Here is a 21557-nt window from a genome sequence, read left to right on the forward strand (position 1 = left end):
GATATTATTCCCACTCGCCGAGTTAAATTCATTTCTAAACTTTTTTGTATAGGGGATTTAATTCGTCGTGGTTTTATTTGATGCAGATTATCCTTATCCTAAGGTCTATTCAGACTTTTGCTATCAAAAATCTATCTGGGGCATCCTATCAGAGGTTTTGCTTGAGACGGATGATTGGGTGGTTTAGGAGTATTATAGCATGTATAAAGACATTTTTACAGAGCCTACTTGAAGCTCTCCCGAAACAATTGTATCAGTCAAACATTTGTAGCCACTATAAAGTTAGTACTATTCAAGAAGCACTTTACCCTGAATTGCACATTCTACTTTCGAAACATCAATATCACAAAAGTCGCCTGACTGATTATCTGGCATTAGGATAATACCTGCATCGTCTATACAATAGCGTTTACACATGATTTCTCCATTAATGCTAAAAATGCCAATATCACCGTTTGACAACACATCCACTTGTTTTACCATTACAACAGAACCATCTGCAATGGTAGGTTCCATACTTCTACCGGAAATTTTTACGGCATAATCGGCATTTAGGTTATCTACTTCAATCCTCTCAAAGGGAACATTGGCCTGATCAAAATAAAAACCATCTCCAGCACAAGCTGGCCAATCAAATAGCGGAATTATTTTCTTGCTTTCGGAGGTGGACTGTGTTTCATCAATGAGAGCAAATTCGTTATCTTTTTGTTCGTTGTCTTGGCCTTCAGCTTTTTCAGGGTCAGGTAATTCTTCCTCAATGGCTTTAAAAATTTCTTTGATCCAATCGAAAATATAGCGACCTTTTTTCAATGGATCAGAAGAATTGTCAGCAATTTTGTTTTCAAAATCGATTGCAGTTGATTTGTTGCCGGCATACACACCATTATAAAATTCAAGAGACACAAATTTCAAAGTATTGCCATTAATACGGAAGATACTACTTCCATCTTCTTGTATTATGTAGCTATTTTCAGCCGACGAATAGTCAAAGTACAGCCGTCTTCTCATACCGTTTCCACCTCTTTCGAATTGAATCAAGCCCTCCATCAATATTTTGAGCCACGATATCCAGAATATTGTACTCTGGGCATTCATATTCAAGTGCACCAGATCTAATCTTTAAGCCGCTTTCATCTTTAGATAAGAAGATAAGATTGTCCACATCCAAATTTACGATAAATTGTGGATTATGTGTCACCATGATGACTTGTCTTACTTCTCCCATGTTTTTGAAACGATCCAGCAAATAATCCCTAATTGCCTTTTGGGAAATATTATCTTCTGGCTGATCAATCAAATAAACACCATCATGGTGTGTTTCCGAACAAAGCAAGTCAAAGTATATTTTAGAATCTAAGCCCGAAGACATCTCCGCATACTTATCTGTTCCTTGGCTGATAATTGAATACTTCGCAGAGAAATCCTGATCCAATACCTCATTAATTGCAGATTTAAAAAATTGCAGTACCTCTGTGTCGTCATAGCGCAACAGCATATCCTTTAAATCATTTTCCGTTATTGTCTTCCAGTTGATTTTTTTCCCTACCTTTAATGTTTTGGATAGAACACTGTTGAAATAATCAATGCTTATTTCATCTATATTCAGTTTTGAAATAAATTCATAATCCAATATTTGATTGCTGTGAGGCAAGATTTTTTGAGTTTTCACATTAGGCTTATATACTTGAAGGGCACGTTCATAACGTATAAGCTCTACTATTCTGCTTTTTACATCAGCTGTACGCTCAGTAAAAGATGATTGCTTTTTTTGACGATCACTAACCGTTTTGCGGTGTCTAGTTGAAATTAAAGTCAGGATTTTATGAACAGTTTCTATTCTTGTATTTTCTTTATCAACTGTATCTACCAGATAATCATATCGTCCCTTCATGTTCTGCAAGCGTTTTAAAATACCTGCTAATTCATCCTGATCATCTTTAATTGTAACCATCTGTGAGATCTCATTTACAGCTACAATAATTGCCTCTAATTTTCCAGATATTTCGGTTTCTTTCTCGGATGTTTGTTTAGCGCTTCTTGTATTATTCACGAAGGTCATACTTTCTGCTGTACTATCATCTATGACAATCGGGAATGATAAAAGCTCTTCTAATCGCTTATCCATTTCGAACTTGCGTGACAGGTATTGACACATGCGTTCTGTTTCCGCATTCAAGACACTCCTATAGGGAAGAGGATTTACATCCGGAGGAAAATATTCTTTCAAAAATTCAGAAGCATTTAATTTATTTTCTTCAAACTTGGAACGAACTTCGCCCTGCATGTCAAAGCAAAAAATATCTTCAGGTTGAAGTTGTTTTTTTATTAATATTCCATTGTCTTTCAGATATCTTTTATATCCGTCTTTCACTTTCGCTGGTAATGATTGTGCCTTTTTCTTGTAGCCTGTGAGTGCATGCAACAGCAACGACTTACCAATAGAATTATCTCCAATAATTGCATTTATTCCCTTGGATAATGGTATAGCGAACGTCTCGCCATCATGCTCAAATTTGATTTCTTCAAGTGTTTTTTTGTCAACATTAAAAAAACTATTAACGCATTTCAATCGGTTGTGGTCAGTGATTGCCATAACCAATCCTTTGAAAGTAGGAAGACACTTAGCAAAAGTATAAGGAAACGCATCAGTTAGCAGACTTTCAGGAGTCTCAGAGGGATACACCGACCAATCATGACAATCAGTCCCTGTTACAAAGCGAATATTTTGTTCCATATCTTGCTGAAACAAAAATGTCTTGTTCAGAACCTCGTTTCTTCTATTTTTAAACTCAAACGCTTCAAAATAGTCTGTGTAAACAAATTCTAAAAATCGTTGGTTCCCCAGGCTATTGGCGTCATTCTTTCTGGGATTGCGGCTTGTTAATGTGTTTTTCTGGTGAGCAATTAAAATTGTATTCATGTCAACTTCTCTAAGAAGCGCCAAGAATTCTTCTTCTCTATACGCATCATTGTAATTTGGCCTATTATTTTTCAAAATACTCTCTAGTTTTTGAACCTTGACCCCATCCTCATCAGTAAAGATCGTAACAACATGAATAACACTTTCTTTGCCTTCACTTGCGAAGCAAACCGAGAACTCAACACCTGGAAGCACCTTTTGTATTGAGTTATCCATAGATTCTGCTGCTTTTAATCCCTGGTACATTTCGTATGAAAAAGTATCATGATCTGTAATGGAGCATAAATTCACTTCATTGTCATTTAATTTTTCAATCAATATTCCTATATTTTCCAGGGTGTTATTCTTGACTTTCACTCCATCCTTATGCGCTGATGCAGCAGAATGAATATGTAGGTCAATTTTTAGCCCTGTTTTTACAACTTTATCCATAACAACTCTCTAACCCGTCTTTACTCTAGAATCTATATCTATGAATTTTTTGCGGAACCAACTATTTCCTGGGCCCTAAAAACTTGTCACCATTCAAATGAATCATGTGATCCGGCATATCTGCAATCCATACTTCCGTTTCCCAAGCGAGTGTCTCAGAAAATTTCTTAAATGTCTTGAAATTCAGAAAAGCGGTAACATAGATTTTTCCTGCGGTTACGCCGGTGGTCATTTCTTCAATCTCTTTGATGCGTTTGGGCTCCATCGGCCCAACAGATGTTACCGACTCTATAAAATACAGCCAGTTCTTCTCCTCTGAGTAGAGGACCACATCTGGCATCTTATCATGCAATGTAATAGTAAACCCCAGTTTACAAAGCTTGTCCTCGTTCTTTACCAAATCCTTTTCAATGGTATCGCCAACATAGAGACATTCCGAATTTGGAGCAAAACGTGGTGCAAATTCCTCAATAATTGCCTTTTGAAGTTGATTGTGATCTCCTGGAGAAAAAGTGAAATCCTCACCGTTGATCTTCACAGGCATTTTGCGTCTGACACGCTTAGAAGCATATAGCTGAACAAGTGTGTCGTGATTAGTTTGAAAAGAAGTAAGCTTGGTTTCCCACTGATCTGTACCAAAACTCTGTACCAACTTTAGCATTTCATCTGTCAACCGATAGCGGTAATTTGGGCTATTGGTGGCCTTGCCATTATCCTCGATGAAAGCCGCATTTCTGAAATGGTGCATAGCCTGTTTTCTGAAGGTTTCACGACTATTTTCTGCATAAGTAGTCCCATAATTGTTATTCGCAAAAGCAATTACATCGTGAATACGAATCCATTCGTTGGTCGCATCTTGCCACAGAGTTTCCTCAACAAGTCCTGCCATGGCAAGCAAAACACAACAGCACATAGCATTTTGCTGCTTTGCCGGGACTTGCAAGGCATTTAATATCTCTTTTGCTTCTTCTATTTTACTCATACATAACCCCTCAAAATTCTGTCACAAGCCGGTTCCGACATATCGTGTGCAGCAATCAGCTCTTTTCCCATGGCCTCAATGACATCCATGGAAGGAACCGGCATAGAGTTTACCTCAGTCGAATTGACCTGCGTTGAACCATTTAAAATCCTATAATAGCAGTCATACAAGGTGGAGTTAAATAAGACATAGAGACCGTACACAACACACTCCGAAAGATCACGCATCCCATCAATAAAATTTATCTTGTTTTGTGTGCTGATCTGGGAATACTCAGGATGCTTTTTTGCCAAGTAAACACCACATTGAAGCCGCCTATGTTCTTCTTTTGCTGTAAATCGTTTGACAAAAAGATAGTTCTTATTTGGCTGTAATAGCCCCCGCTGCTCAGTAACCAGATACTCGTGTTCCTTCCCTACAGGAAAAACCACTTTGCCATTTTGTATGTGCTGAGAATAGAACAATGGAACAGCCTGTTCTTCAGCAACATCTCTCAGTGCTTCTCTGTTTCGGAAGTCAACTGTAAGTCCAGTTTTCATTTTTAGGCCAATGCTTGGCAGGGTATTTTCCCACTTGTTCAAACTATTAAGTGTCTCTACTTCGTCAGCATTTGTTACCAGATATACATAGGAATCTGGTCCGTTGATAACAGCAGAATATGGAGCTTCAAAAATGGTCTTTTTTGAAAAGTCCGCATTGCTTTGGGTCGTAGTAACAGTAACAGTTTTTGGCTTTGAGCGCGTTTTTCTCAGCTTAATAATGATAGTTTCCTGCAGTACACTTTCTTTTTCAAAGACTTTATCACGACTAACAAATAAGTGGATATGCTCCAAAATACCTTCGCTTAAAAACTTCTGACGAAATCTCTTGAAATATGCGCCAGAGGTCCAGGAACGCGGAATAATATAAACCATTTCTCCGCCATCTCTCAAGTTAAACATACTCATAGAAGCAAAGAGAAAATAGAGATTGGGAGCGCCATAACATACATCTGGCATGGCTAAGGCTTCTGGGGCATCTTTTGCTATTTTCATATATGGAGGATTTCCGATTACAAAATCAAATTTTTCAGGCTCCAAATTCGCCCCTAACATCAAATTATAGTCAGTCGCTTGACTTAAAATGTAGTTATCAGAAACGATTTCGTAGGATATTTTCTGTTTGGATTGACTACGCACTACATCCAGATTGGCCCGCAATAGCTCCATTACATTTGGGTCATTCTCATAGCAAACCAATCTAATCTCTTTTATTGCCGAGAAAGCTTGCAAGCGTTCCAATAGTGCAACTGAGAGAATGCCAGAACCAGCACCAGGATCAAGGATAGAAAGTGTCTGGCGCTTATCGGGAATCTCAAACAATTCAGCCATAAAAGCAGCAGTTTCTTTACTTGTAAAAAACTGGCCATATTTTTTGCGCTGGCTTTTCGGCATGTGGTCAATATATTCTGTCGTTGCTTTAATTGCAAAGTCAAGCATGCTCATGATTCGTAAACTCCATAATTTCATCGATGCCGCAGTTTAAAGCCACACAAATTTTATACAGGCTCTCCATTGATACAAATTCATTTTTTCCCATCTTTGCTAAGACATTAAAGCTAATGCCCGCAGCATCCTTTAAGTCCGAGCGTTTCATCTTTTTGTCGATGAGAATTTTCCAAAGTTTATCATAAGATACCGGCATTGCTACTTCTCCATTCATGTGCGGATAAGTAATTATATCATAAAACACACGATACCTCAAGATAGCCTCACGAAAACATGAGTCAACTTCAAGTCGAATAGCATGTAAAATTATGTAGCTGCGTGTGTCAATAAGGTTATTTGGATACCACTTTTCTGTTGCCTCTTTTGTGAGTATTTCACCAACTCCCGCGCATTGCTGGCAGGATGCCAAACATAGGCGATGAGATAGTCCACATGATCCACAACATAGCGGTTTGCTCTCACGATTGCAATCTTGCGCGGGACGCTTTCCATCCCCGGTGGATAGAATGTTCCGTCAAATCCATCGGGTGTTGGGATGGGCCGCTCTGCCGGATGATATGGCAATAGCAAAGTGAGCTTCACTTCTGGGTAGAAACGCTTTGCTTCTTTGACTGCTGACACTGCAAGACGGTCAAATCCGCCGTAGTGGCCAACGATAAATTCTGTAACGCCATATTCCAAAATGTGCTGCTCCACAGCCGCATACAATGCCGGATAAATCTCTTCTGATGCCTCTCGGTGTCCGATAAAGAAACAGCTTTTTTCTCCCAAATTTCTCCCTCCTTTTTAGTTGCGTTTATCGTTAAAATTATACGATATAAATGATTAAATCACAACGATTTATCAAAGTATAATTTACGAAGAACGCAAGCAAAGGAGTGATGCAGGTGAAGGATATTCTCTCGGTTATAACCGCGTATCGAGAGGAGCGGGGCTGGACAGAGTATCAGCTTGCAGAACGCTCCGGTTTGCCGCAATCCACGATCTCCTCATGGTATCGCAAGAACATGGTTCCGACCATTCCATCCCTTGAGAAAATCTGCATAGCCTTTGGCATTACGCTATCTCAACTGTTTGCAGAAGAAGATGCACCTGTTTCCTTGACTGAGGCGCAGAAAGAGCTTCTGGAACGCTGGTCAAGACTAAGTGAAGAACAGCAGGCTGTTGTATTTGCTTTGATTGATAAGATGTAAAAAATCCGTCAGAGGCGCACCCTTTAGAGTGCTGCTTCTGGCGGATTTTCTTTGCCATCAATCTAACGGAGTTTTCTGTGTTACTGCTTTTAGATATAATTCAGGGGCCCCATTCAAAATCAGTTCGGCATAGGCCAGCGGATCGTTGTAGATCAGCCAGTCCAGTTCTGACCGCTGGTACATGCTGTTTGCCACCTCGTTCTCTACGGCGGTACAGTCGATAGAGAACAGCGTCCCATCCTCCAGACGCAGCTCCACGCAGGCGGTATCCATGTTAAACTCACAGGATACAATCTTTCTCAATACTCGTTGCCTCCCAATGCTTAAATTTTGGTCGATTTTCCGCAGCGGCACAAGGGCCGTTTCGGTTGTTTTAGATACTTGCAAGCAATGCGTGTGGATAGCCACACACAAGACTGGCAAGCAATGCGAGTGTTAATACACACTCACATTTCCTGCCGTCTGCTTGTTGAGGGCAGCGCCCCCAAGCCCCGTTTGAACACAGAATTTCATTCTGTGGCTGCGCGTTCTCCGAACGCTTTTTGTCTGTACCCGGCGCCCCGTTTCGGGGCATAGGGGTGCGTAAGTCGCGACATTTTCTGGTACTTTTAGGGTGTCCTAAAATGGGGTGCCCTCCTGGACGACGGGGTGGCAAAATACCACCCCACTTTTTCCCTCCCGCAACGGTGGCGACGGTCGCAACGGTGCTGGGAGTACCCCTCAAAACACCGTCGCGACCGTTGCGAGCGTCGCGCTTTACTCGATTACTTCAAACGCGGGGGCTTCTACCATCATATAGGTCAGTCGGATGCGCCGTCCGGCGTGTTTGCTTTTGTTCTCATACTTTACCTGATGTTCTTCCAGCAGGCGGCTGGCATTTACATTCAGATGCTTGGTAAGCCGGTTCACCGCCATATCCGTTTGAATCGCCTGGGCCAGCTCGGTGGGACTGCCTTCCCATTCTCGGTTCTCGGCATATACGATCTTTGCCACAGCTTCCAGTACCGGGTCTGGAGGTTGTTTCCAAAGCTCATTCTCTGCATGGTCAAGCCCCCAAACCAGGCTTTCCTGGTCTTTGCTGAGATACAGCCGCTGATCCGGCTGGTCTCTGCCTACCACCTCCAGGGTGGCCTTGCTATCTGTTCGCTTCTCCTTCTGCATCAGCAGCGCACCATCCGCACAGCCCAGCAAGCCCGTGGTCCCCGAGATCATCTCAAAGCTATCTCCGGCAGGCTGCTTTCTGGTGTGGTGGACAATCAGGACGCAGACGCCATACCGATCAGCAAATTGCTTCAGCTTGCCGATTACCTCATAGTCGCTGGAGTAGCTGTAACTATCATTCACCACCTCACGGACTTTTTGTAGAGTATCTACGATAACCAGCTTGGTATCGCTGTGTTCCCAGACAAACTTTTCCAGCTGTTCATCCAGACCACTGCCAAGCATCTTGGCGCTTGTGGCGAAGTGGAGGGAGCTTGTCCCCTCCACTCCGAACATTCGGAACATTCGGCGCTGTAAACGGCGCTCGTCATCCTCCAACGCCAGGTAGAGAACAGTTCCCTGATGGGTCTTGTAGCCCCACAAGTCCTGCCCGGTACTGACATGGTGGGCGATCTGCGCCACCAGGAAGGACTTACCGATTTTGGGCGCTCCGGCAAGGATGTACGCTCCCGTGTAGAGCAGGTTCTCAATCACCGCAGACTTACCCTCAAACACATTGTCCATCAGCTCGTCCAGGGTAACAGTATGGAGGTAGGCCGGGTCGCTCATGCGGCGCATTTTCCGGTAAAGTTCCTCCAAATCTCTTTCCGGGGAATTGCTTTTTTCGTCCGGGTCTGGTATAGTGGTCTTGGAATTTTGAGAGATTGACTGCCCATCATCTGCGCCAACAGATGAACCATGGGCGGTCATTTTCTTTTTCTCATCGGTCATAGGCAAAATCCTCCTGCATTCCGTTCATAATGGCGGCGATCATCTGGATGGTGTCCAGCAGATCATCGTTCACGCCCTGCCCGGCTTCGATCCGCCGGAGCTCGTCCAGCACAGTGGCCAGCTGGTCCCGCAGCGCCTTGTAGACTCTGGGATTGCCCTGGACAACCACATCCCGTTCCAGCAGTCTCCGGATGATGTAATCCTGCTTGGTCAGACCGGTGAGTTTCACCAGGGTTTCCAGATGGAGATCTTCCTCCGCCGACACCCGGAAGGCCACCGTCTTGTTTCTCCAGCGGTTGTGGTTGTCATAGTTCTTCTTGGACATTTTCTTATACTCCTTTCTCATTCTTCAGTGAATCCAGCTTGTCAGCCATTTCCACCTGGCGGGTGGGGAACAGGTGAGCATAACGGTAGGTGATGTCGATGCTCTCGTGTCCTACGCGCTCCGCAATAGCCAGAGCGGTAAAGCCCATGTCGATCAACAAACTGATGTGGCTATGTCTCAAATCGTGTATGCGAATCCTTTTCACCCCTGTTTGCTTACAGCCACGGTCCATTTCCCGGTGAAGATAGCTTTTGCTGATAGGGAACATTCGGCTATCCGGCTCCACGCCGTAGAGCTGCTTGAGGTAGTCCTGGAGCTCGTCACAGAGGAACTGGGGCATCTGGATCACCCGGTTACTCTTGGGCGTCTTGGGGGTGGTGATAACATCCTGCTTGTTAAGCCGCTGGTAAGACTTGTTGATGGTGAGGGTGCGCTTCTCAAAGTCGAAATCCGCCGGGGTCAGGGCCAGCAGCTCGCCCTCCCGGACACCGCACCAGTACAGAACTTCAAAGGCGTAGAAGGACAGCGGCTTGTCCATCATGGCTTCGGAAAACTTGGCGTACTCTTCTCGGGTCCAGAACAGCATCTCCTTCCGTTCCTCTGCCCCCATGTTGCCCGCCTGCCGGGCCGGGTTGAGGTTTAGGCCGTAAAATCGGGCAGCGTGGTTAAAGATGGCGCTAAGCTGATTGTGGACCGTTTTCAAATAGGTCTTGGACAGCGGTTTGCCGTGGCAGTCCCGCATTTCCCGGATCTCGTTCTGCCAGCGCATAATGTCCTTGGCCGTGATCTCCGACAGCTTCCGCTTGGCAAAATAGGGCAGGATCTTCTTTTTGATGATGCTCTCCTTGGTGAGCCAGGTGTTGAGCTTCAACTTGGGCTTAATGTCCCTCTCATAGAGAGCAACGAAGCTCTCAAAGGTCATGTTCACATCGGCCTGCTTCTCCATCAGGAACTCCCGTTCCCATTCCAGCGCCTCTCGCTTGGTAGCAAAGCCCCTTTTGAGCTTCTGCTGACGCTCTCCCTTCCAGTCGGTGTAGCGGAACTGCACATACCAGGTGCCGTTGTCCTTGTTCTTGAACGCCGCCATAATTACTCCCCCTTTCTCGCCGTCTCGGTTCTCGTGCCATAAAACTTCTCGTGGAAGAACTTGCGGTCAATCCGGCCGGAAATCGTGATGCAGCCGGTTTTCGCCAGTTCCTCGTTCATCTGCCGGATGAGCTTATAGGCGTAGGGTACGGACACCCCCAGCTCTTCGGCCACTTCGTCCACACGCATAAAAATCTGATTTGCCATGGTAAATCCCTTCCTTTCTTCGTTGTTGGTGACTGCTGCCTGCAAGTGTTGTGTTTCATAAATGCCTCCTTGCTTATGTCCGCCACTTTTTCTCCGTTTCGCAACCAAAAATCTGGCGGCTCATTTGATACGCTATATCATCTAAGCTTATCCGCTTAGTGTCCTTATGATACTATACATATAAGCTTAGTTCAAGCCTTGTAAAAGAAATATTGTTAAATAAATTTGCTTAGATTGTCTTGACAAAACTAAGCAAATATGCTATGTTGCATATAAGAACAACCATAGATGGGAGCTGGATGTATGGCGATTGGCGAACGGATTCACTTTTTCCGTCTCCTACGGGGGATGACGCAGAAATATCTTGGTATGGCGCTGGGCTTCCCGGAGAAGTCTGCCGATGTGCGCCTGGCGCAGTACGAAACAGGATCAAGAACCCCTAAGGCCGATCTGACTGCTGCCCTGGCCCAGGTACTGGATGTCTCTCCCCACGCCCTTTCTGTCCCGGACATAGACTCCTATGTGGGGCTCATGCACACCCTGTTTACCCTGGAGGACAACTACGGTCTGAAGATCACGGAGCAGGATGGTGAGCTTGCCTTGCAGGTAGATTTCCGCAAAAACAAGGATGCTGCCCGGCTGCATGAAATGCTCTGGGCCTGGCGGGAACAGGCAGCCAAACTAGAGGCCGGTGAGATCTCCCATGAGGAGTACGACCGCTGGCGTTACCACTACCCGGAGTACGACAGCAGCCAGATTCACGCCAAGGTTCCGCCGGAGAGTCTGATCTGACCCTCTCACTTGTAGGCCACGGGAGAGGCCATTTGTTGCGCAAAATCAGAAAATTCAGATAAATGAGAGCAAAATTAAAAAGGTCTAACTGATCAGCAAAAATCAGTTAGACCTTTTACTTATGAATAAAAAGATGAGGATTTTTAGGCTACTCGCAAGCCACCCGATTTTTCTTTTCAAACTCAATAAATCAGGATTTGACGAGTGCTATCAATCTGCTACCAAATGGGGAATTTAAAAGTCAAAAAGTCAGTGTTTTCAAGGGTTTGCGGGCCCTCATATCCACTTTTTGCTTATTCCCACTCAATCGTCGCACATGGCTTCGGCGACAAATCATAACAGACTCGGTTCACGTTCTTAACTTCCTTTAGAATTCGATCCGTGACCTTTGTCAGCACCGGCCAGTCGATCTGTTCAATCGAAGCGGTCATCGCGTCGATCGTGTTGACGGCGCGGATGATCACCGGATACTCAAAGCAGCGCGCATTGTTCTTGACGCCCACCGATTTGAAATCCGGAACAATCGTGAAATACTGCCAAACTTTCTTATCCAGTCCCGCCTTCGCAAACTCCTCGCGCAGGATCGCATCCGATTCCCGCACCGCTTCCAGCCGTTCTCTTGTGATTGCGCCCAGGCAGCGGACGCCCAGTCCCGGCCCCGGGAATGGCTGACGGAAGACCATGTCATGCGGTAAGCCCAGTTCCAGACCGCATGCCCGGACTTCATCCTTGAACAGATAATACAACGGTTCAACTAACTCGAAATTCATGTCTTCCGGCAGGCCGCCGACATTGTGATGCGACTTGACGACCTTCGCGGTCTTCGTGCCCGATTCCACGATATCCGGATAGATCGTGCCCTGCGCCAAAAAGTCAATCCCTTCCAGCTTGCGCGCTTCTTCCTCGAACACACGGATGAACTCAGCGCCAATAATTTTACGTTTCTGTTCCGGATCCGCTACCCCTTCCAGTTTCGTTAAGAACCGCTCGCTCGCATCCACATAAATCAAGTTCGCATCCATCTGATTGCGGAACACTTCAATTACACTTTCCGATTCACCCTTGCGCATCAGGCCATGATTGACATGCACGCACACCAGCTGCTTGCCGATCGCTTTGATCAACAAGGCTGCGACGACCGAAGAATCAACGCCCCCGGACAACGCAAGCAGCACCTTTTTATCCCCGACCTGACGCCGGATCAATTCGATCTGGTCGGCAACGAAGTTTTTCATATTCCAATTCGCTTCCGCATGGCAAGTGTCAAACAAGAAGGAATTCACGACCGCTCGCATCGCGTCTTCCTCTGCCGGCCACTGATCAAGGCAATGCTTGCCCTTGGCCGCCGCATAATTCACTGCCAGCACCGGGACGCCTGCATCATAGATAAAATCACGAACTTCAATCGCCTTGCCGTCGACGATGTTCAGCGGGCCGCCGTTAAGGATGATCCCCTTGACATTATCCAGCTTCGCCAGTTCTTCTTCCGTGATATCATGCGGTTTAATCTCGCTGTAGACGCCCAGATCACGGATCATCCGCGCCAGTACGGTATTTTCATCACTGCCTAAATCTAAAATTAAAATCATATCCTGTTTCATCGCTGTTCCTCCTTCAACTTCCTTTTTATTCCAGTCCTAATGTAACAAAATTCGGGTTTCTTTGCAATCGCCGATTGCCTTTCTTACCAACTTTTGAATTTTGCCAACTTATCTTGATCCCCTTCCCCCTTTAGAAAAAGACCGGAAGTTTCCGATCTTTCACTCAGGGTAAGGGAAAAGCTTATTTCATCGAGCTCTTGTCTTTGACGATGACGTCGTGCGCGCCGCCTTCGACAATCGAGGTTGCGGAAACCAGGGTCAGCCGGGCGTTCTGCTGCAGCTCAGGAATCGAGAGCGCACCGCAGTTGCACATGGTCGATTTCACCTTATACAACGTCAGCGTGACGTTTTCCTTTAACGTTCCGGCATACGGAACATAGGAATCGACACCTTCCTCAAAGCTCAGCTTCTGAGCGCCGCCCAAATCGTAGCGCTGCCAGTTGCGGGCACGGTTGCTGCCTTCGCCCCAATACTCTTTGACATAGGTGCCATTGACCATCAGCTTCGTCGTCGGCGATTCTTCAAAACGGCTGAAATACCGTCCCAGCATGACGAAATCCGCGCCCATCGCTAACGCTAAGGTAATATGATAATCGTAAACGATGCCGCCGTCCGAGCAGATCGGAATGTAAATTCCGGTCTCTTCAAAATATTCGTCACGGGCTTTCGCAACTTCGATGACCGCTGTCGCCTGACCGCGGCCGATGCCTTTGGTTTCACGAGTGATGCAGATAGAACCGCCGCCGATGCCGACTTTAATGAAATCCGCGCCGCTCTCCGCTAAGAACCGGAATCCCTCGCGGTCGACGACGTTGCCTGCGCCAACCTTAACGGAGTCGCCGTATTTCGCACGAATCCAGGAAATCGTGCGCTTCTGCCATTCGCTGAAGCCTTCCGAGGAATCGATGCACAGCACGTCGACGCCCGCTTCCACTAACGCCGGAACACGTTCCGCATAGTCGCGCGTGTTGATGCCCGCGCCGACGATATACCGTTTGTGGCAATCCAGGAGCTCATCCGGATTTTCTTTATGTGTGGCATAATCCTTACGGAAAACAAGATACAACAGGTGCTGATTCTCGTCGATGATCGGCAGCTGGTTCAGCTTGTGTTCCCAGATCAGATCGTTGCAGTCCGACAAGGTGTCGCTCTCATGACCGACAATCAATTTATCATACGGCGTCATGAAGTCCGCAACCTTGGTTTCCGGCGCCATCCGGGAAACCCGGTAATCGCGGCTGGTAACCATGCCGACTAAGCGTCCGTTGGCAGTTCCGTCCTCAGTGACCGGCATCGTGGAATGTCCTGTTTCCTCGACCAGTTCAAGAACCTGCGCCAGCGTCATATCCGGCGTAATGTTGGAATCGCTGACGACAAAGCCGGCCTTGTGATTTTTCACGCGGGCAACCATCGCCGCCTGACTTTCAATCGACTGTGATCCAAAGATGAACGAAACGCCGCCTTCCTTTGCCAGCGCCACCGCCATCCGGTCATCAGACACCGCCTGCATGATCGCGCTGACCATCGGGATGTTCATTTCGATCGCCGGTTTTTCACCTTTCTTGAACTTGACTAACGGCGTCTTCAGGCTGACAGACGTCGGGATGCACTCGCTGGAAGAATAGCCCGGAACCAACAGGTATTCGCTGAAGGTATGAGACGGTTGATCATAGTAATATGCCATAGTATTCGCTCCTTTTCCCTTTTTGTATTATCCATGATTATAATGAAATTGTGCCCCAAAGTAAAGGATTAAATGATCCGTTTTGAAAAATTTTACAATTCTTACGATAAAAGGCGGACCTCCAATAAAAGAAAGCCCGCCTTTTCGTTATTTTGTACGTTTATATAAGGTATGAATGGCATGCTGATCAAAGTCCATCAGTGCTTCGTGCAGCGCTTCGCTCCAGGTTGGATGAGCCATGATCACGCGCTGGCAGTCGTCGATCGTCAAATGCTGACTGACGGCCTGAGCCACTGTGCCGATCCAGTCGCTGGCATGCGCTCCGGCAATCACCCCGCCCACTAACTGACGGGTGGCCGCATCGGCGATCAGCTTGACAAAACCGCGCGGCGCCTGTTCGATCATGGATTTGGAATTGCTTAAGGTGCTGGTCTTGCCCACGATGACCGATAACCCCTGCGCCTGCGCTTCCTCCTCCGACAAGCCGACCCACGCCGCTTCCGGATGGGTGTACAGACATGACGGCACGCAGTTTAAATCAAACTGCGGCGTCCGGCCCAGCATTGTATCCACCGCATTGATCGCCTGCGCGCTGGCCAGATGCGCAAGCTGAATCCGGCTGGTCACATCCCCAGCAGCATAAATCGTAGGAACCGACGTCCGGCCGCAGGCATCCGTGATCAAACGGCCGCGCTCCTGCGCCAGTGCCGGCGCGCAATCGCATAACACCGGTTTGCGTCCGGTTGCGGCGATGATCCATTCCCCTTCCGCGCGCATCGGTTTTTCCTTTTCTACATAGTCTACGGCATTTTCATGAATCTGGGTAATCGTAATGCCGCAATGCAGCTGCGCGCCCCGGCGCTTGAGGATCATTTGAAGATTCTGCGCAATTTCCCGATCCGCCTGAATCAACGGCCGCGGGGCGGCTTCCAACAGCGTTACCCCAACCCCCAGATCCAATAATAAATCCGCAAATTCCAGGCCGATCACGCCGGCCCCGATAATCACAGCCTGCTGCGGCAGCGGACGATCCCACTGCAGCACCTGATCCGAGGTCATCGCCAGTTCAATTCCCGGAATCGGCGGAACTGAAGTCCGGGAGCCGGTCGCGATCAAAATATGTTCAGCTTCAATGATCTCATCATTCACACTGACCGTCTGCGGGCCGGTTATTTTCGCTTCGCCATGAAGAAACTGGATTGAATTGCCTTTGATCAGCTGGGCAATTCCCTTCTGCAGCTTCCCCACGGTGTCTTCCTTCTGCAGCCGCAGTGCTTCGCCGTCGATCTCGATCTTGGCGTACTGCGCCGCAATCCGCAGCTGATGCGCCTGGTATAACAGGCTTTTAGTCGGAATACACCCGCGGTTAAGACATGTGCCGCCGACCTGGTCTTTTTCGATCAGCACGACCTGCATGCCGCATTGGGCGGCGTGAATTGCCGCTTCATAGCCGGCCGGGCCGGCGCCGAGAATCACAAGCTCGGTTTTTAATCCCATTTTGCTTCCTGCCCTTCTATTTCTTGGCTGATCCACGCAATGCATTCCGGGATCAGCGGATGGTGCGGACTTGCGGATAAAGCGCGTTCCTGCAGCGCCTGGGACGTCAGCGGACAATCATGAAGCAAGGCTTCCAGCTCCGTGATCGCCGCCGCATCCATCGCGTCGGTATACAGCCGGCAGGCGCAGATACGCTGGGACTGCAGCTGCAGCTGCGCCTGGATCTCACCCCAGGCGAAACGTTTCTCCAAACATAAATCAGCCTGGAATTTCTCTGGGAACAGCCAGGCGTCGCTGCGGTAAAACTGGGCCAGCGCTTTGATTTCCGCAATCTGCGCCGGTGTCCATTCCCACATCGTTCCCAGTTCTCCATAAACCTGTTCCATCGCTTCCCGCAGTGCGGTTTTCAGCCGGCTGATCGTCATCATTGGCGCGCATTCCTTTAAATTGATGACGCGCTGACGGACGGAATCGACGCCGTTGCCTTTCAGCTTCGCGGCGGATACCTTCAGGTATCTGGCCACTTTCTCGCTGTCCGTATCGACGAGCAGCGTGCCGTGATGAAAGCTGCCGTGGGGCCCGTGATAAAAGGCGTTGCCGGAAAATTTCCGGCCCTGCGCCGTCAGATCGTTGCGGCCTGAAAACTGCGCGTCCACCCCGAACTGACGCACAGCCTGCAAAAGCACGGAGCATTGTCGATGCAGATCAAACTGATCGTTGGGAACCAACATCGTAAAGTTCAGGTTGCCCAAATCGTGATAGACCGCCCCGCCGCCGGAACAGCGCCGGGCTAACAAGCCGCCGTCCTGCTTCAGCGCCGCCAGCCGACATTCCTTCAGCGGATTCTGGTTTTTGCCAATGACAACGGTATGCTCGTTTTGCCACAGATAGAGAATCCGCCGGCCGTCGAGATGATCGCACAGCCACTTCTCCATCGCTAAATTAAAGTAAGGGTCAAAAGTCTGACCCTCTGTAAAATACAGCATTGTGCTATTTGTTTCCCTTTTGCCAGCGCAGAATCGGATGCCGGGCCGCCTGAACCTCGTCGATCCGGCCGACTGGCGTCGTCGTTGGACATGCCTGCAGTGCCTGCGGATCACTGGCCGCCAAGTCAAGCAGCTCACTCAGCACGCGCACTGCTTCATCGAGCACCGCCTTCGGTTCGGTTTCCGTCGGTTCCACCATCAGCGCTTCTTCCACGATCAGCGGGAAATACATCGTCGGCGGATGGATGCCGCGGTCGATCATCCCCTTGGCGATATCCATCGCACTGACGCCCAGGTCGTTATGCTGACGTTTCAGCGTCATGACGAATTCATGCATGCACGGCTGGTCAATCGCCATATCGTAGTTCCGGCTCAGTTCATGTTCCAGATAGCGAGCGTTGAGCACCGCGACCTGGCTTGTCCGGCGCAGACCTTCCTTGCCTAAGATCATGACATAGGTTAAAGCCCGGACCATGACGCCGAAATTGCCGTAGAACATCTTCATCCGGCCTAAACTTTCCGGACAGTCCTCATGAATCCGGCCGTTTTCGATCCGCGGCGACGGCAGATAGGGAATCAAATGGCGCTTGACGCCAATCGGCCCGCTGCCCGGCCCGCCCCCGCCATGCGGCGTGGAGAACGTCTTATGCAGATTCAGATGGACAACGTCAAAGCCCATATCGCCCGGACGCGCAATGCCCATGATCGCGTTCAGATTCGCGCCGTCGTAATAAACCAGACCGCCGGCGTCGTGAATGATTTTTGTGATTTCCAAAATATCTTTTTCAAACAGGCCCAATGTGTTGGGATTCGTCAGCATCAGCGCCGCGGTCGTTTCATCCGCCATCGCCCGCAACGCTTCCACATCGACGTTGCCTTCCGCGTTGCTTGGAATCTGCTTGACCGTAAAGCCCGCCATCACCGCGCTGGCCGGATTGGTTCCATGAGCGGAATCCGGCACGAACACGACGGTGCGCTGATCTTCATGATGGCGTTTCAAATAGTTGCGGATCGTCATCAGGCCGCTGAATTCGCCATGCGCGCCTGCGGCCGGCTGGAAGCAGAACGCATCCATGCCGGTGATCTGCGTCAGATATTTTTCCAGCGTTGCGACAACTTCCAGACAGCCCTGCACGTCCTCTTCCGGCGCCAGCGGATGGATCGCCGTAAAGCCCTCCAGGTTGGCCGCGTCTTCGTTGACTTTCGGATTGTATTTCATCGTGCAGGAGCCTAATGGATAAAAGACGTGATCGACGCCCTTGACACGCTGGGAGCATTCGGTGTAATGGCGCACGACCTCCAGTTCGCTGACCGAAGGCAGCTGCGGTTTCTCAGCGCGCAGTTTTGTTTTTAAAGTATACGCAGGAACCTGAAGCTTTGGCAGCGCCACGCCCCGATGTCCCTGGGTTCCGCGTTCAAAAATCAGCTGGCTCATGCGGCCACCTCCCCGATCAGTTCGACCAGATGATCCATATTTTCCTTATTGTTCACTTCTGTCGCGCACCACAGAATTTCGTGATCGCTCAGCGGCAGTCCGCCCAGGATGCCGTGATCTTCCAGATGTTTGAGCAGCACGCCGCTCGGCACGTCGCTGACCGTTACGAATTCATGGAAGAATTCGCCGGCATATTTCAGTTTGAGCTTTGTTTTTTCACATAGCTCCTGCGCTAAATAATGGGCGTTGCTGACACAGTGCGAGGCGACCTGTTCGATGCCTTCCGTGCCCATCGCGCTGCAGTAGATCGCCGCTCTCAGCGCGCATAACGCCTGATTGGAACAGATCGAGCTGCTGGCCTTTTCCCGGCGGATGTGCTGTTCACGGGCCTGCAGGGTCAGGACGTAAGCCCGCCGGCCTTCGTGATCGGTACTCTGGCCGACAATCCGGCCGGGCAGCTTGCGCATCATCGCCGATACGCTGGCCATAAAGCCCAGATACGGCCCGCCGAAGTTCAGCGGCATGCCTAACGGCTGGCCTTCGCCGACCGCGATCACAGCGCCGGCTTCCTTCGCTGACGGCAGCAGTGCCGCCGCGATCGGATTGATGTGCAGAATCCCTTTTACCTTTTTCTCCGCCGCCGCTGCAAACAGCGTTTCTGCGTCTTCAATTAAACCGAAATAGTTCGGCTGCTGCAAAAGCAGACAGGCCGTATCCTCGCTCAGCGCTTCCCGCAGCACACTTTCTTCCAGCACGCCGTGCGGACACTCTAAGACAGTGATTGTCATACCGTAGGCCTCGCCGTACGTCCGGATTACCTGCAGGATCTGCGGATGCACCGACGCTGGCACCAGCACGCGGCGATGCTTCGGATCCCGGCACATCAGCAAGGCTTCAGCCGCGGCCGTCGCGCCGTCATACACACTGGCGTTGCTGACGTCCATGCCCGTCAGCTCGCAGATCATTGTCTGATATTCAAAAATGGACTGCAGCAGTCCCTGACTCATTTCCGCCTGATACGGCGTATACGCCGTCAGAAACTCGCCGCGGCTGGACAGCGCGTTGACGAGACTCGGGATGTAATGGCGGTAAGCGCCCGCCCCGCGGTAGAGATCTTCATAAATCCGGTTGTGCGAGGCCATTTTCTTCAGCTTCGCCAACACTTCAAATTCACTCATGCCCTCCGGCAGATCCCAGCCGTCTTCCTTTAAAAGCACCGCTTCGGGCAGATGCCCGGTTAAAGCGTCTAAATCTTTCAGCCCCAGCGAATCGAGCATCGCCTGCAATTCTTCCGGGCTGGATGCAATGTAATCGCTCATGGGCTACTCCAGCGTCGTCAGATATTCGCTGTAGGCTTCCGGGCTTAACAGATCGTCTAATCCGCTGACGTTCTCCATCACGCAGATCCAGTTGCCGTAACAGTCCTCGTTCAGCTTTTCCGGAGCGTCGATCAATTCCTCATTCGTTTCTTTGATCGTTCCGGCGACCGGCGAATAAATTTCACTGACGGCTTTGACGGATTCGACATCGGCTAACGCGCCTTCCGCTTCGACTTCCTCGCCGGCGGGATGCATGTCGACAAATACGATATCACCCAGACTGTCCTGCGCGTAATCGGAAATTCCGATTTTTACTGTGCCGTCTGGCAGCGTTTCAACCCATTCATGCGACTTGCTGTAAAGCAGACCTTCTTTTACGACTGACATTTTGTGTGTCCTCCTTCATTTCTTATTTTATTTTTATTGTCCCAGTCCCGCCGGTTTTTTCCATTCCAGCAAGGACTGCAGGTTTCCTCGTTCAAGCGGAAGCTGAGGCCATGTTTCTGCGCTTCACGAACGTTTTCCTTCGCCCTTTTCCGTCCTTTGATCCGCGTTATTTCCGTTTGTAAAACGGCATCGGCGTGATCAGCGCCTTCATGCTTCGGTTTCCATGAACAACCTCGACCTCAGCGCCATCCTGAGCGTGATCGACGTCGACATAGGCCATCGCGATCGCTTTGCCCAGCGTCGGCGCCATCGTCCCGCTGGTGATGTGACCGATGACTGCTCCATCCTGGCGAACCTCGTAATGCTCGCGGGCAATGCCGCGGTCGAGCAGTTCCAGACCGATCCGGACCTTCGTCAGACCTTTTTCCTGAATTCCCTGCTTGCCGATAAAATCAGCTTTATCCAGTTTCACCGCGAAGTTCAGACCCGCCTCTAACGGTGAGGTCTCAGCGTCCAGCTCATGCCCATACAGTGGCATCGCCGCTTCTAAGCGCAGCGTGTCGCGCGCGCCCAGTCCGCACGGGATCAATCCCAGCGGCGTTCCGGCAGTCATGATCGCCTCGACGATCGCCATCGCGTCTTCATTGCGCATGTAAATTTCGACGCCGTCCTCGCCGGTATAGCCGTTGCGCGAAACCAGACAGGCCTTGCCAGCGACCGCGATCTGATCGGTAAACCAATACGATTTTGCCGGCAGTGAAGTCAGATCGGCAATCTTGCCCAGGATCTCAATTGCTTTGGGGCCCTGCAGCGCAACTTGCGAAATGAGCGATGAAACATTGCGCAGCCGGACGTCGAGACGGCAGTTCTGATTAAACCACTCCCAATCTTTCTGCTTGTTGGAAGCATTGACAACACATAAAAAATGCTCGTCGTCAAACCGGTAGACAATCAGATCGTCGACCGTGCCGCCGTCTTCATAACACAGGCAGCTGTAGCGCATCTGTCCATGTTTCAGATTGGCGATCTTGTTGGTCAGCAAATGATCGAGAAAAGCGGCCGCTTCAGGACCTTCGACGAGAAATTCGCCCATGTGCGACACATCGAACAGTCCCGCTTGTTCACGGACCGCCTGATGTTCTTTCAGGATGCCGGTTGGATACTGGACGGGCAGCCAGGTGTCGGCAAATTCAACGAGCTTGCCCTGGTGGCTTTGATGAAAGTCGTATAACGATGTTTTTTCTGTCATCTTCGTTTCCTTTCCTTTTCAGGTTCCTCTTGTAGCTTTATTA

At 49.1% G+C, this 21557-nt stretch carries 21 protein-coding genes; 2 read left to right on the top strand and 19 right to left on the bottom strand.

Annotation, left to right across the window (positions count from 1 at the left end):
• Positions 1–288 precede the first annotated feature (288 nt).
• From I2G61_RS04120 to I2G61_RS04145, 6 genes are all read right to left on the bottom strand, one after another.
• Positions 289–1008, bottom strand: coding sequence for a S24 family peptidase (locus I2G61_RS04120; RefSeq protein ID WP_195547956.1), 720 nt, complete (start codon positions 1006–1008; stop codon positions 289–291).
• Complete coding sequence (locus I2G61_RS04125; protein ID WP_195547957.1) at positions 986–3352, bottom strand: hypothetical protein; 2367 nt, start codon at positions 3350–3352, stop codon at positions 986–988. Before I2G61_RS04125 ends, I2G61_RS04120 begins: the two co-directional genes overlap by 23 nt.
• A gap of 61 nt (positions 3353–3413) precedes the next feature.
• Positions 3414–4334: a BsuBI/PstI family type II restriction endonuclease gene (locus tag I2G61_RS04130; RefSeq protein WP_195547958.1), complete on the bottom strand. Its 921-nt coding sequence runs from the start codon at positions 4332–4334 to the stop codon at positions 3414–3416.
• Complete coding sequence (locus tag I2G61_RS04135) at positions 4331–5818, bottom strand: N-6 DNA methylase (protein WP_229100671.1); 1488 nt, start codon at positions 5816–5818, stop codon at positions 4331–4333. Before I2G61_RS04135 ends, I2G61_RS04130 begins: the two co-directional genes overlap by 4 nt.
• Complete coding sequence (locus tag I2G61_RS04140) at positions 5805–6017, bottom strand: helix-turn-helix transcriptional regulator (protein ID WP_087189595.1); 213 nt, start codon at positions 6015–6017, stop codon at positions 5805–5807. The genes I2G61_RS04135 and I2G61_RS04140 overlap by 14 nt, the downstream gene beginning before the upstream one ends.
• 110 nt (positions 6018–6127) lie before the next feature.
• Positions 6128–6592, bottom strand: coding sequence for a hypothetical protein (locus tag I2G61_RS04145; RefSeq protein ID WP_195547959.1), 465 nt, complete (start codon positions 6590–6592; stop codon positions 6128–6130).
• Positions 6593–6708: 116 nt separating this feature from the next.
• Here I2G61_RS04145 and I2G61_RS04150 point away from each other — a divergent pair, with 116 nt between their 5' ends.
• Positions 6709–7014 (top strand): helix-turn-helix domain-containing protein, encoded by a 306-nt coding sequence (locus tag I2G61_RS04150; protein ID WP_370544666.1) that lies wholly within the window; start codon positions 6709–6711, stop codon positions 7012–7014.
• A gap of 57 nt (positions 7015–7071) precedes the next feature.
• Here I2G61_RS04150 and I2G61_RS04155 read toward each other — a convergent pair whose 3' ends face one another.
• The 5 genes from I2G61_RS04155 to I2G61_RS04175 form a co-directional block, all read right to left on the bottom strand.
• Positions 7072–7317 carry a DUF6061 family protein gene (locus I2G61_RS04155; RefSeq protein ID WP_195547961.1) on the bottom strand — a complete coding sequence of 82 codons (246 nt, stop codon included), beginning with the start codon at positions 7315–7317 and terminating at the stop codon, positions 7072–7074.
• Between the two features lie 453 nt (positions 7318–7770).
• Positions 7771–8946 (bottom strand): helicase RepA family protein, encoded by a 1176-nt coding sequence (locus I2G61_RS04160; RefSeq protein ID WP_195547962.1) that lies wholly within the window; start codon positions 8944–8946, stop codon positions 7771–7773.
• The gene (locus I2G61_RS04165; RefSeq protein ID WP_195547963.1) at positions 8936–9271 is read right to left on the bottom strand and encodes a hypothetical protein; all 336 of its coding nucleotides are present in this window, start codon (positions 9269–9271) and stop codon (positions 8936–8938) included. The genes I2G61_RS04160 and I2G61_RS04165 overlap by 11 nt, the downstream gene beginning before the upstream one ends.
• A 4-nt stretch (positions 9272–9275) precedes the next feature.
• On the bottom strand, positions 9276–10358 hold the full coding sequence (locus tag I2G61_RS04170; RefSeq protein WP_195547964.1) for a site-specific integrase: 1083 nt from the start codon (positions 10356–10358) through the stop codon (positions 9276–9278).
• A gap of 2 nt (positions 10359–10360) precedes the next feature.
• The gene (locus tag I2G61_RS04175; RefSeq protein ID WP_050624082.1) at positions 10361–10564 is read right to left on the bottom strand and encodes a DNA-binding protein; all 204 of its coding nucleotides are present in this window, start codon (positions 10562–10564) and stop codon (positions 10361–10363) included.
• A 303-nt stretch (positions 10565–10867) separates the two neighbouring features.
• Between I2G61_RS04175 and I2G61_RS04180 the strand changes: the two genes are divergently transcribed.
• Positions 10868–11356 (top strand): helix-turn-helix domain-containing protein, encoded by a 489-nt coding sequence (locus I2G61_RS04180; protein ID WP_195547965.1) that lies wholly within the window; start codon positions 10868–10870, stop codon positions 11354–11356.
• Positions 11357–11649: 293 nt separating this feature from the next.
• On the opposite strand, the gene guaA is transcribed toward I2G61_RS04180, so the two are convergent.
• The 8 genes from guaA to gcvT form a co-directional block, all read right to left on the bottom strand.
• Complete coding sequence (guaA, locus tag I2G61_RS04185) at positions 11650–12957, bottom strand: glutamine-hydrolyzing GMP synthase (protein ID WP_195547966.1); 1308 nt, start codon at positions 12955–12957, stop codon at positions 11650–11652.
• A gap of 181 nt (positions 12958–13138) precedes the next feature.
• A complete protein-coding gene (locus tag I2G61_RS04190; protein WP_006060786.1) occupies positions 13139–14641 on the bottom strand; it encodes an IMP dehydrogenase in 1503 nt (500 codons plus the stop codon).
• 147 nt (positions 14642–14788) lie between these two features.
• Entirely contained in the window at positions 14789–16138 is a 1350-nt protein-coding gene (locus I2G61_RS04195) for an NAD(P)/FAD-dependent oxidoreductase (protein ID WP_195396633.1), read from the bottom strand.
• On the bottom strand, positions 16129–17124 hold the full coding sequence (locus tag I2G61_RS04200) for a lipoate--protein ligase (protein WP_195396631.1): 996 nt from the start codon (positions 17122–17124) through the stop codon (positions 16129–16131). Before I2G61_RS04200 ends, I2G61_RS04195 begins: the two co-directional genes overlap by 10 nt.
• A gap of 4 nt (positions 17125–17128) precedes the next feature.
• Positions 17129–18559 carry an aminomethyl-transferring glycine dehydrogenase subunit GcvPB gene (gcvPB, locus tag I2G61_RS04205; RefSeq protein WP_195396629.1) on the bottom strand — a complete coding sequence of 477 codons (1431 nt, stop codon included), beginning with the start codon at positions 18557–18559 and terminating at the stop codon, positions 17129–17131.
• On the bottom strand, positions 18556–19878 hold the full coding sequence (gene gcvPA, locus I2G61_RS04210) for an aminomethyl-transferring glycine dehydrogenase subunit GcvPA (RefSeq protein ID WP_195396627.1): 1323 nt from the start codon (positions 19876–19878) through the stop codon (positions 18556–18558). Before gcvPA ends, gcvPB begins: the two co-directional genes overlap by 4 nt.
• A 3-nt stretch (positions 19879–19881) precedes the next feature.
• A complete protein-coding gene (gene gcvH, locus I2G61_RS04215) occupies positions 19882–20265 on the bottom strand; it encodes a glycine cleavage system protein GcvH (protein ID WP_195396625.1) in 384 nt (127 codons plus the stop codon).
• A gap of 166 nt (positions 20266–20431) precedes the next feature.
• Positions 20432–21514, bottom strand: a complete 1083-nt coding sequence (gene gcvT / locus I2G61_RS04220) for a glycine cleavage system aminomethyltransferase GcvT (protein WP_195396623.1) — start codon at positions 21512–21514, stop codon at positions 20432–20434.
• Between the last annotated feature and the right edge of the window lie 43 nt (positions 21515–21557).

The organism is Holdemania sp. 1001095H_141210_F2, assembly GCF_015558105.1.
In the GTDB taxonomy this organism is placed as follows: domain Bacteria; phylum Bacillota_I; class Bacilli_A; order Erysipelotrichales; family Erysipelotrichaceae; genus Holdemania.

Excerpts from the sequence above, each read along its gene's own strand:
- I2G61_RS04190 (WP_006060786.1), bottom strand. The coding sequence starts at position 14,641 with ATGGCATATTACTATGATCAACCGTCTCATACCTTCAGCGAATACCTG.
- I2G61_RS04160 (WP_195547962.1), bottom strand. The coding sequence starts at position 8,946 with ATGACCGATGAGAAAAAGAAAATGACCGCCCATGGTTCATCTGTTGGC.
- I2G61_RS04125 (WP_195547957.1), bottom strand. The coding sequence starts at position 3,352 with ATGGATAAAGTTGTAAAAACAGGGCTAAAAATTGACCTACATATTCAT.
- I2G61_RS04120 (WP_195547956.1), bottom strand. The coding sequence starts at position 1,008 with ATGAGAAGACGGCTGTACTTTGACTATTCGTCGGCTGAAAATAGCTAC.
- I2G61_RS04175 (WP_050624082.1), bottom strand. The coding sequence starts at position 10,564 with ATGGCAAATCAGATTTTTATGCGTGTGGACGAAGTGGCCGAAGAGCTG.
- I2G61_RS04200 (WP_195396631.1), bottom strand. The coding sequence starts at position 17,124 with ATGCTGTATTTTACAGAGGGTCAGACTTTTGACCCTTACTTTAATTTA.
- gcvPB (WP_195396629.1), bottom strand. The coding sequence starts at position 18,559 with ATGAGCCAGCTGATTTTTGAACGCGGAACCCAGGGACATCGGGGCGTG.
- I2G61_RS04195 (WP_195396633.1), bottom strand. The coding sequence starts at position 16,138 with ATGGGATTAAAAACCGAGCTTGTGATTCTCGGCGCCGGCCCGGCCGGC.
- gcvPA (WP_195396627.1), bottom strand. The coding sequence starts at position 19,878 with ATGAGCGATTACATTGCATCCAGCCCGGAAGAATTGCAGGCGATGCTC.
- I2G61_RS04165 (WP_195547963.1), bottom strand. The coding sequence starts at position 9,271 with ATGTCCAAGAAGAACTATGACAACCACAACCGCTGGAGAAACAAGACG.
- I2G61_RS04170 (WP_195547964.1), bottom strand. The coding sequence starts at position 10,358 with ATGGCGGCGTTCAAGAACAAGGACAACGGCACCTGGTATGTGCAGTTC.
- I2G61_RS04130 (WP_195547958.1), bottom strand. The coding sequence starts at position 4,334 with ATGAGTAAAATAGAAGAAGCAAAAGAGATATTAAATGCCTTGCAAGTC.
- gcvT (WP_195396623.1), bottom strand. The coding sequence starts at position 21,514 with ATGACAGAAAAAACATCGTTATACGACTTTCATCAAAGCCACCAGGGC.
- I2G61_RS04135 (WP_229100671.1), bottom strand. The coding sequence starts at position 5,818 with ATGAGCATGCTTGACTTTGCAATTAAAGCAACGACAGAATATATTGAC.
- gcvH (WP_195396625.1), bottom strand. The coding sequence starts at position 20,265 with ATGTCAGTCGTAAAAGAAGGTCTGCTTTACAGCAAGTCGCATGAATGG.
- I2G61_RS04140 (WP_087189595.1), bottom strand. The coding sequence starts at position 6,017 with ATGCCGGTATCTTATGATAAACTTTGGAAAATTCTCATCGACAAAAAG.
- I2G61_RS04180 (WP_195547965.1), top strand. The coding sequence starts at position 10,868 with ATGGCGATTGGCGAACGGATTCACTTTTTCCGTCTCCTACGGGGGATG.
- guaA (WP_195547966.1), bottom strand. The coding sequence starts at position 12,957 with ATGAAACAGGATATGATTTTAATTTTAGATTTAGGCAGTGATGAAAAT.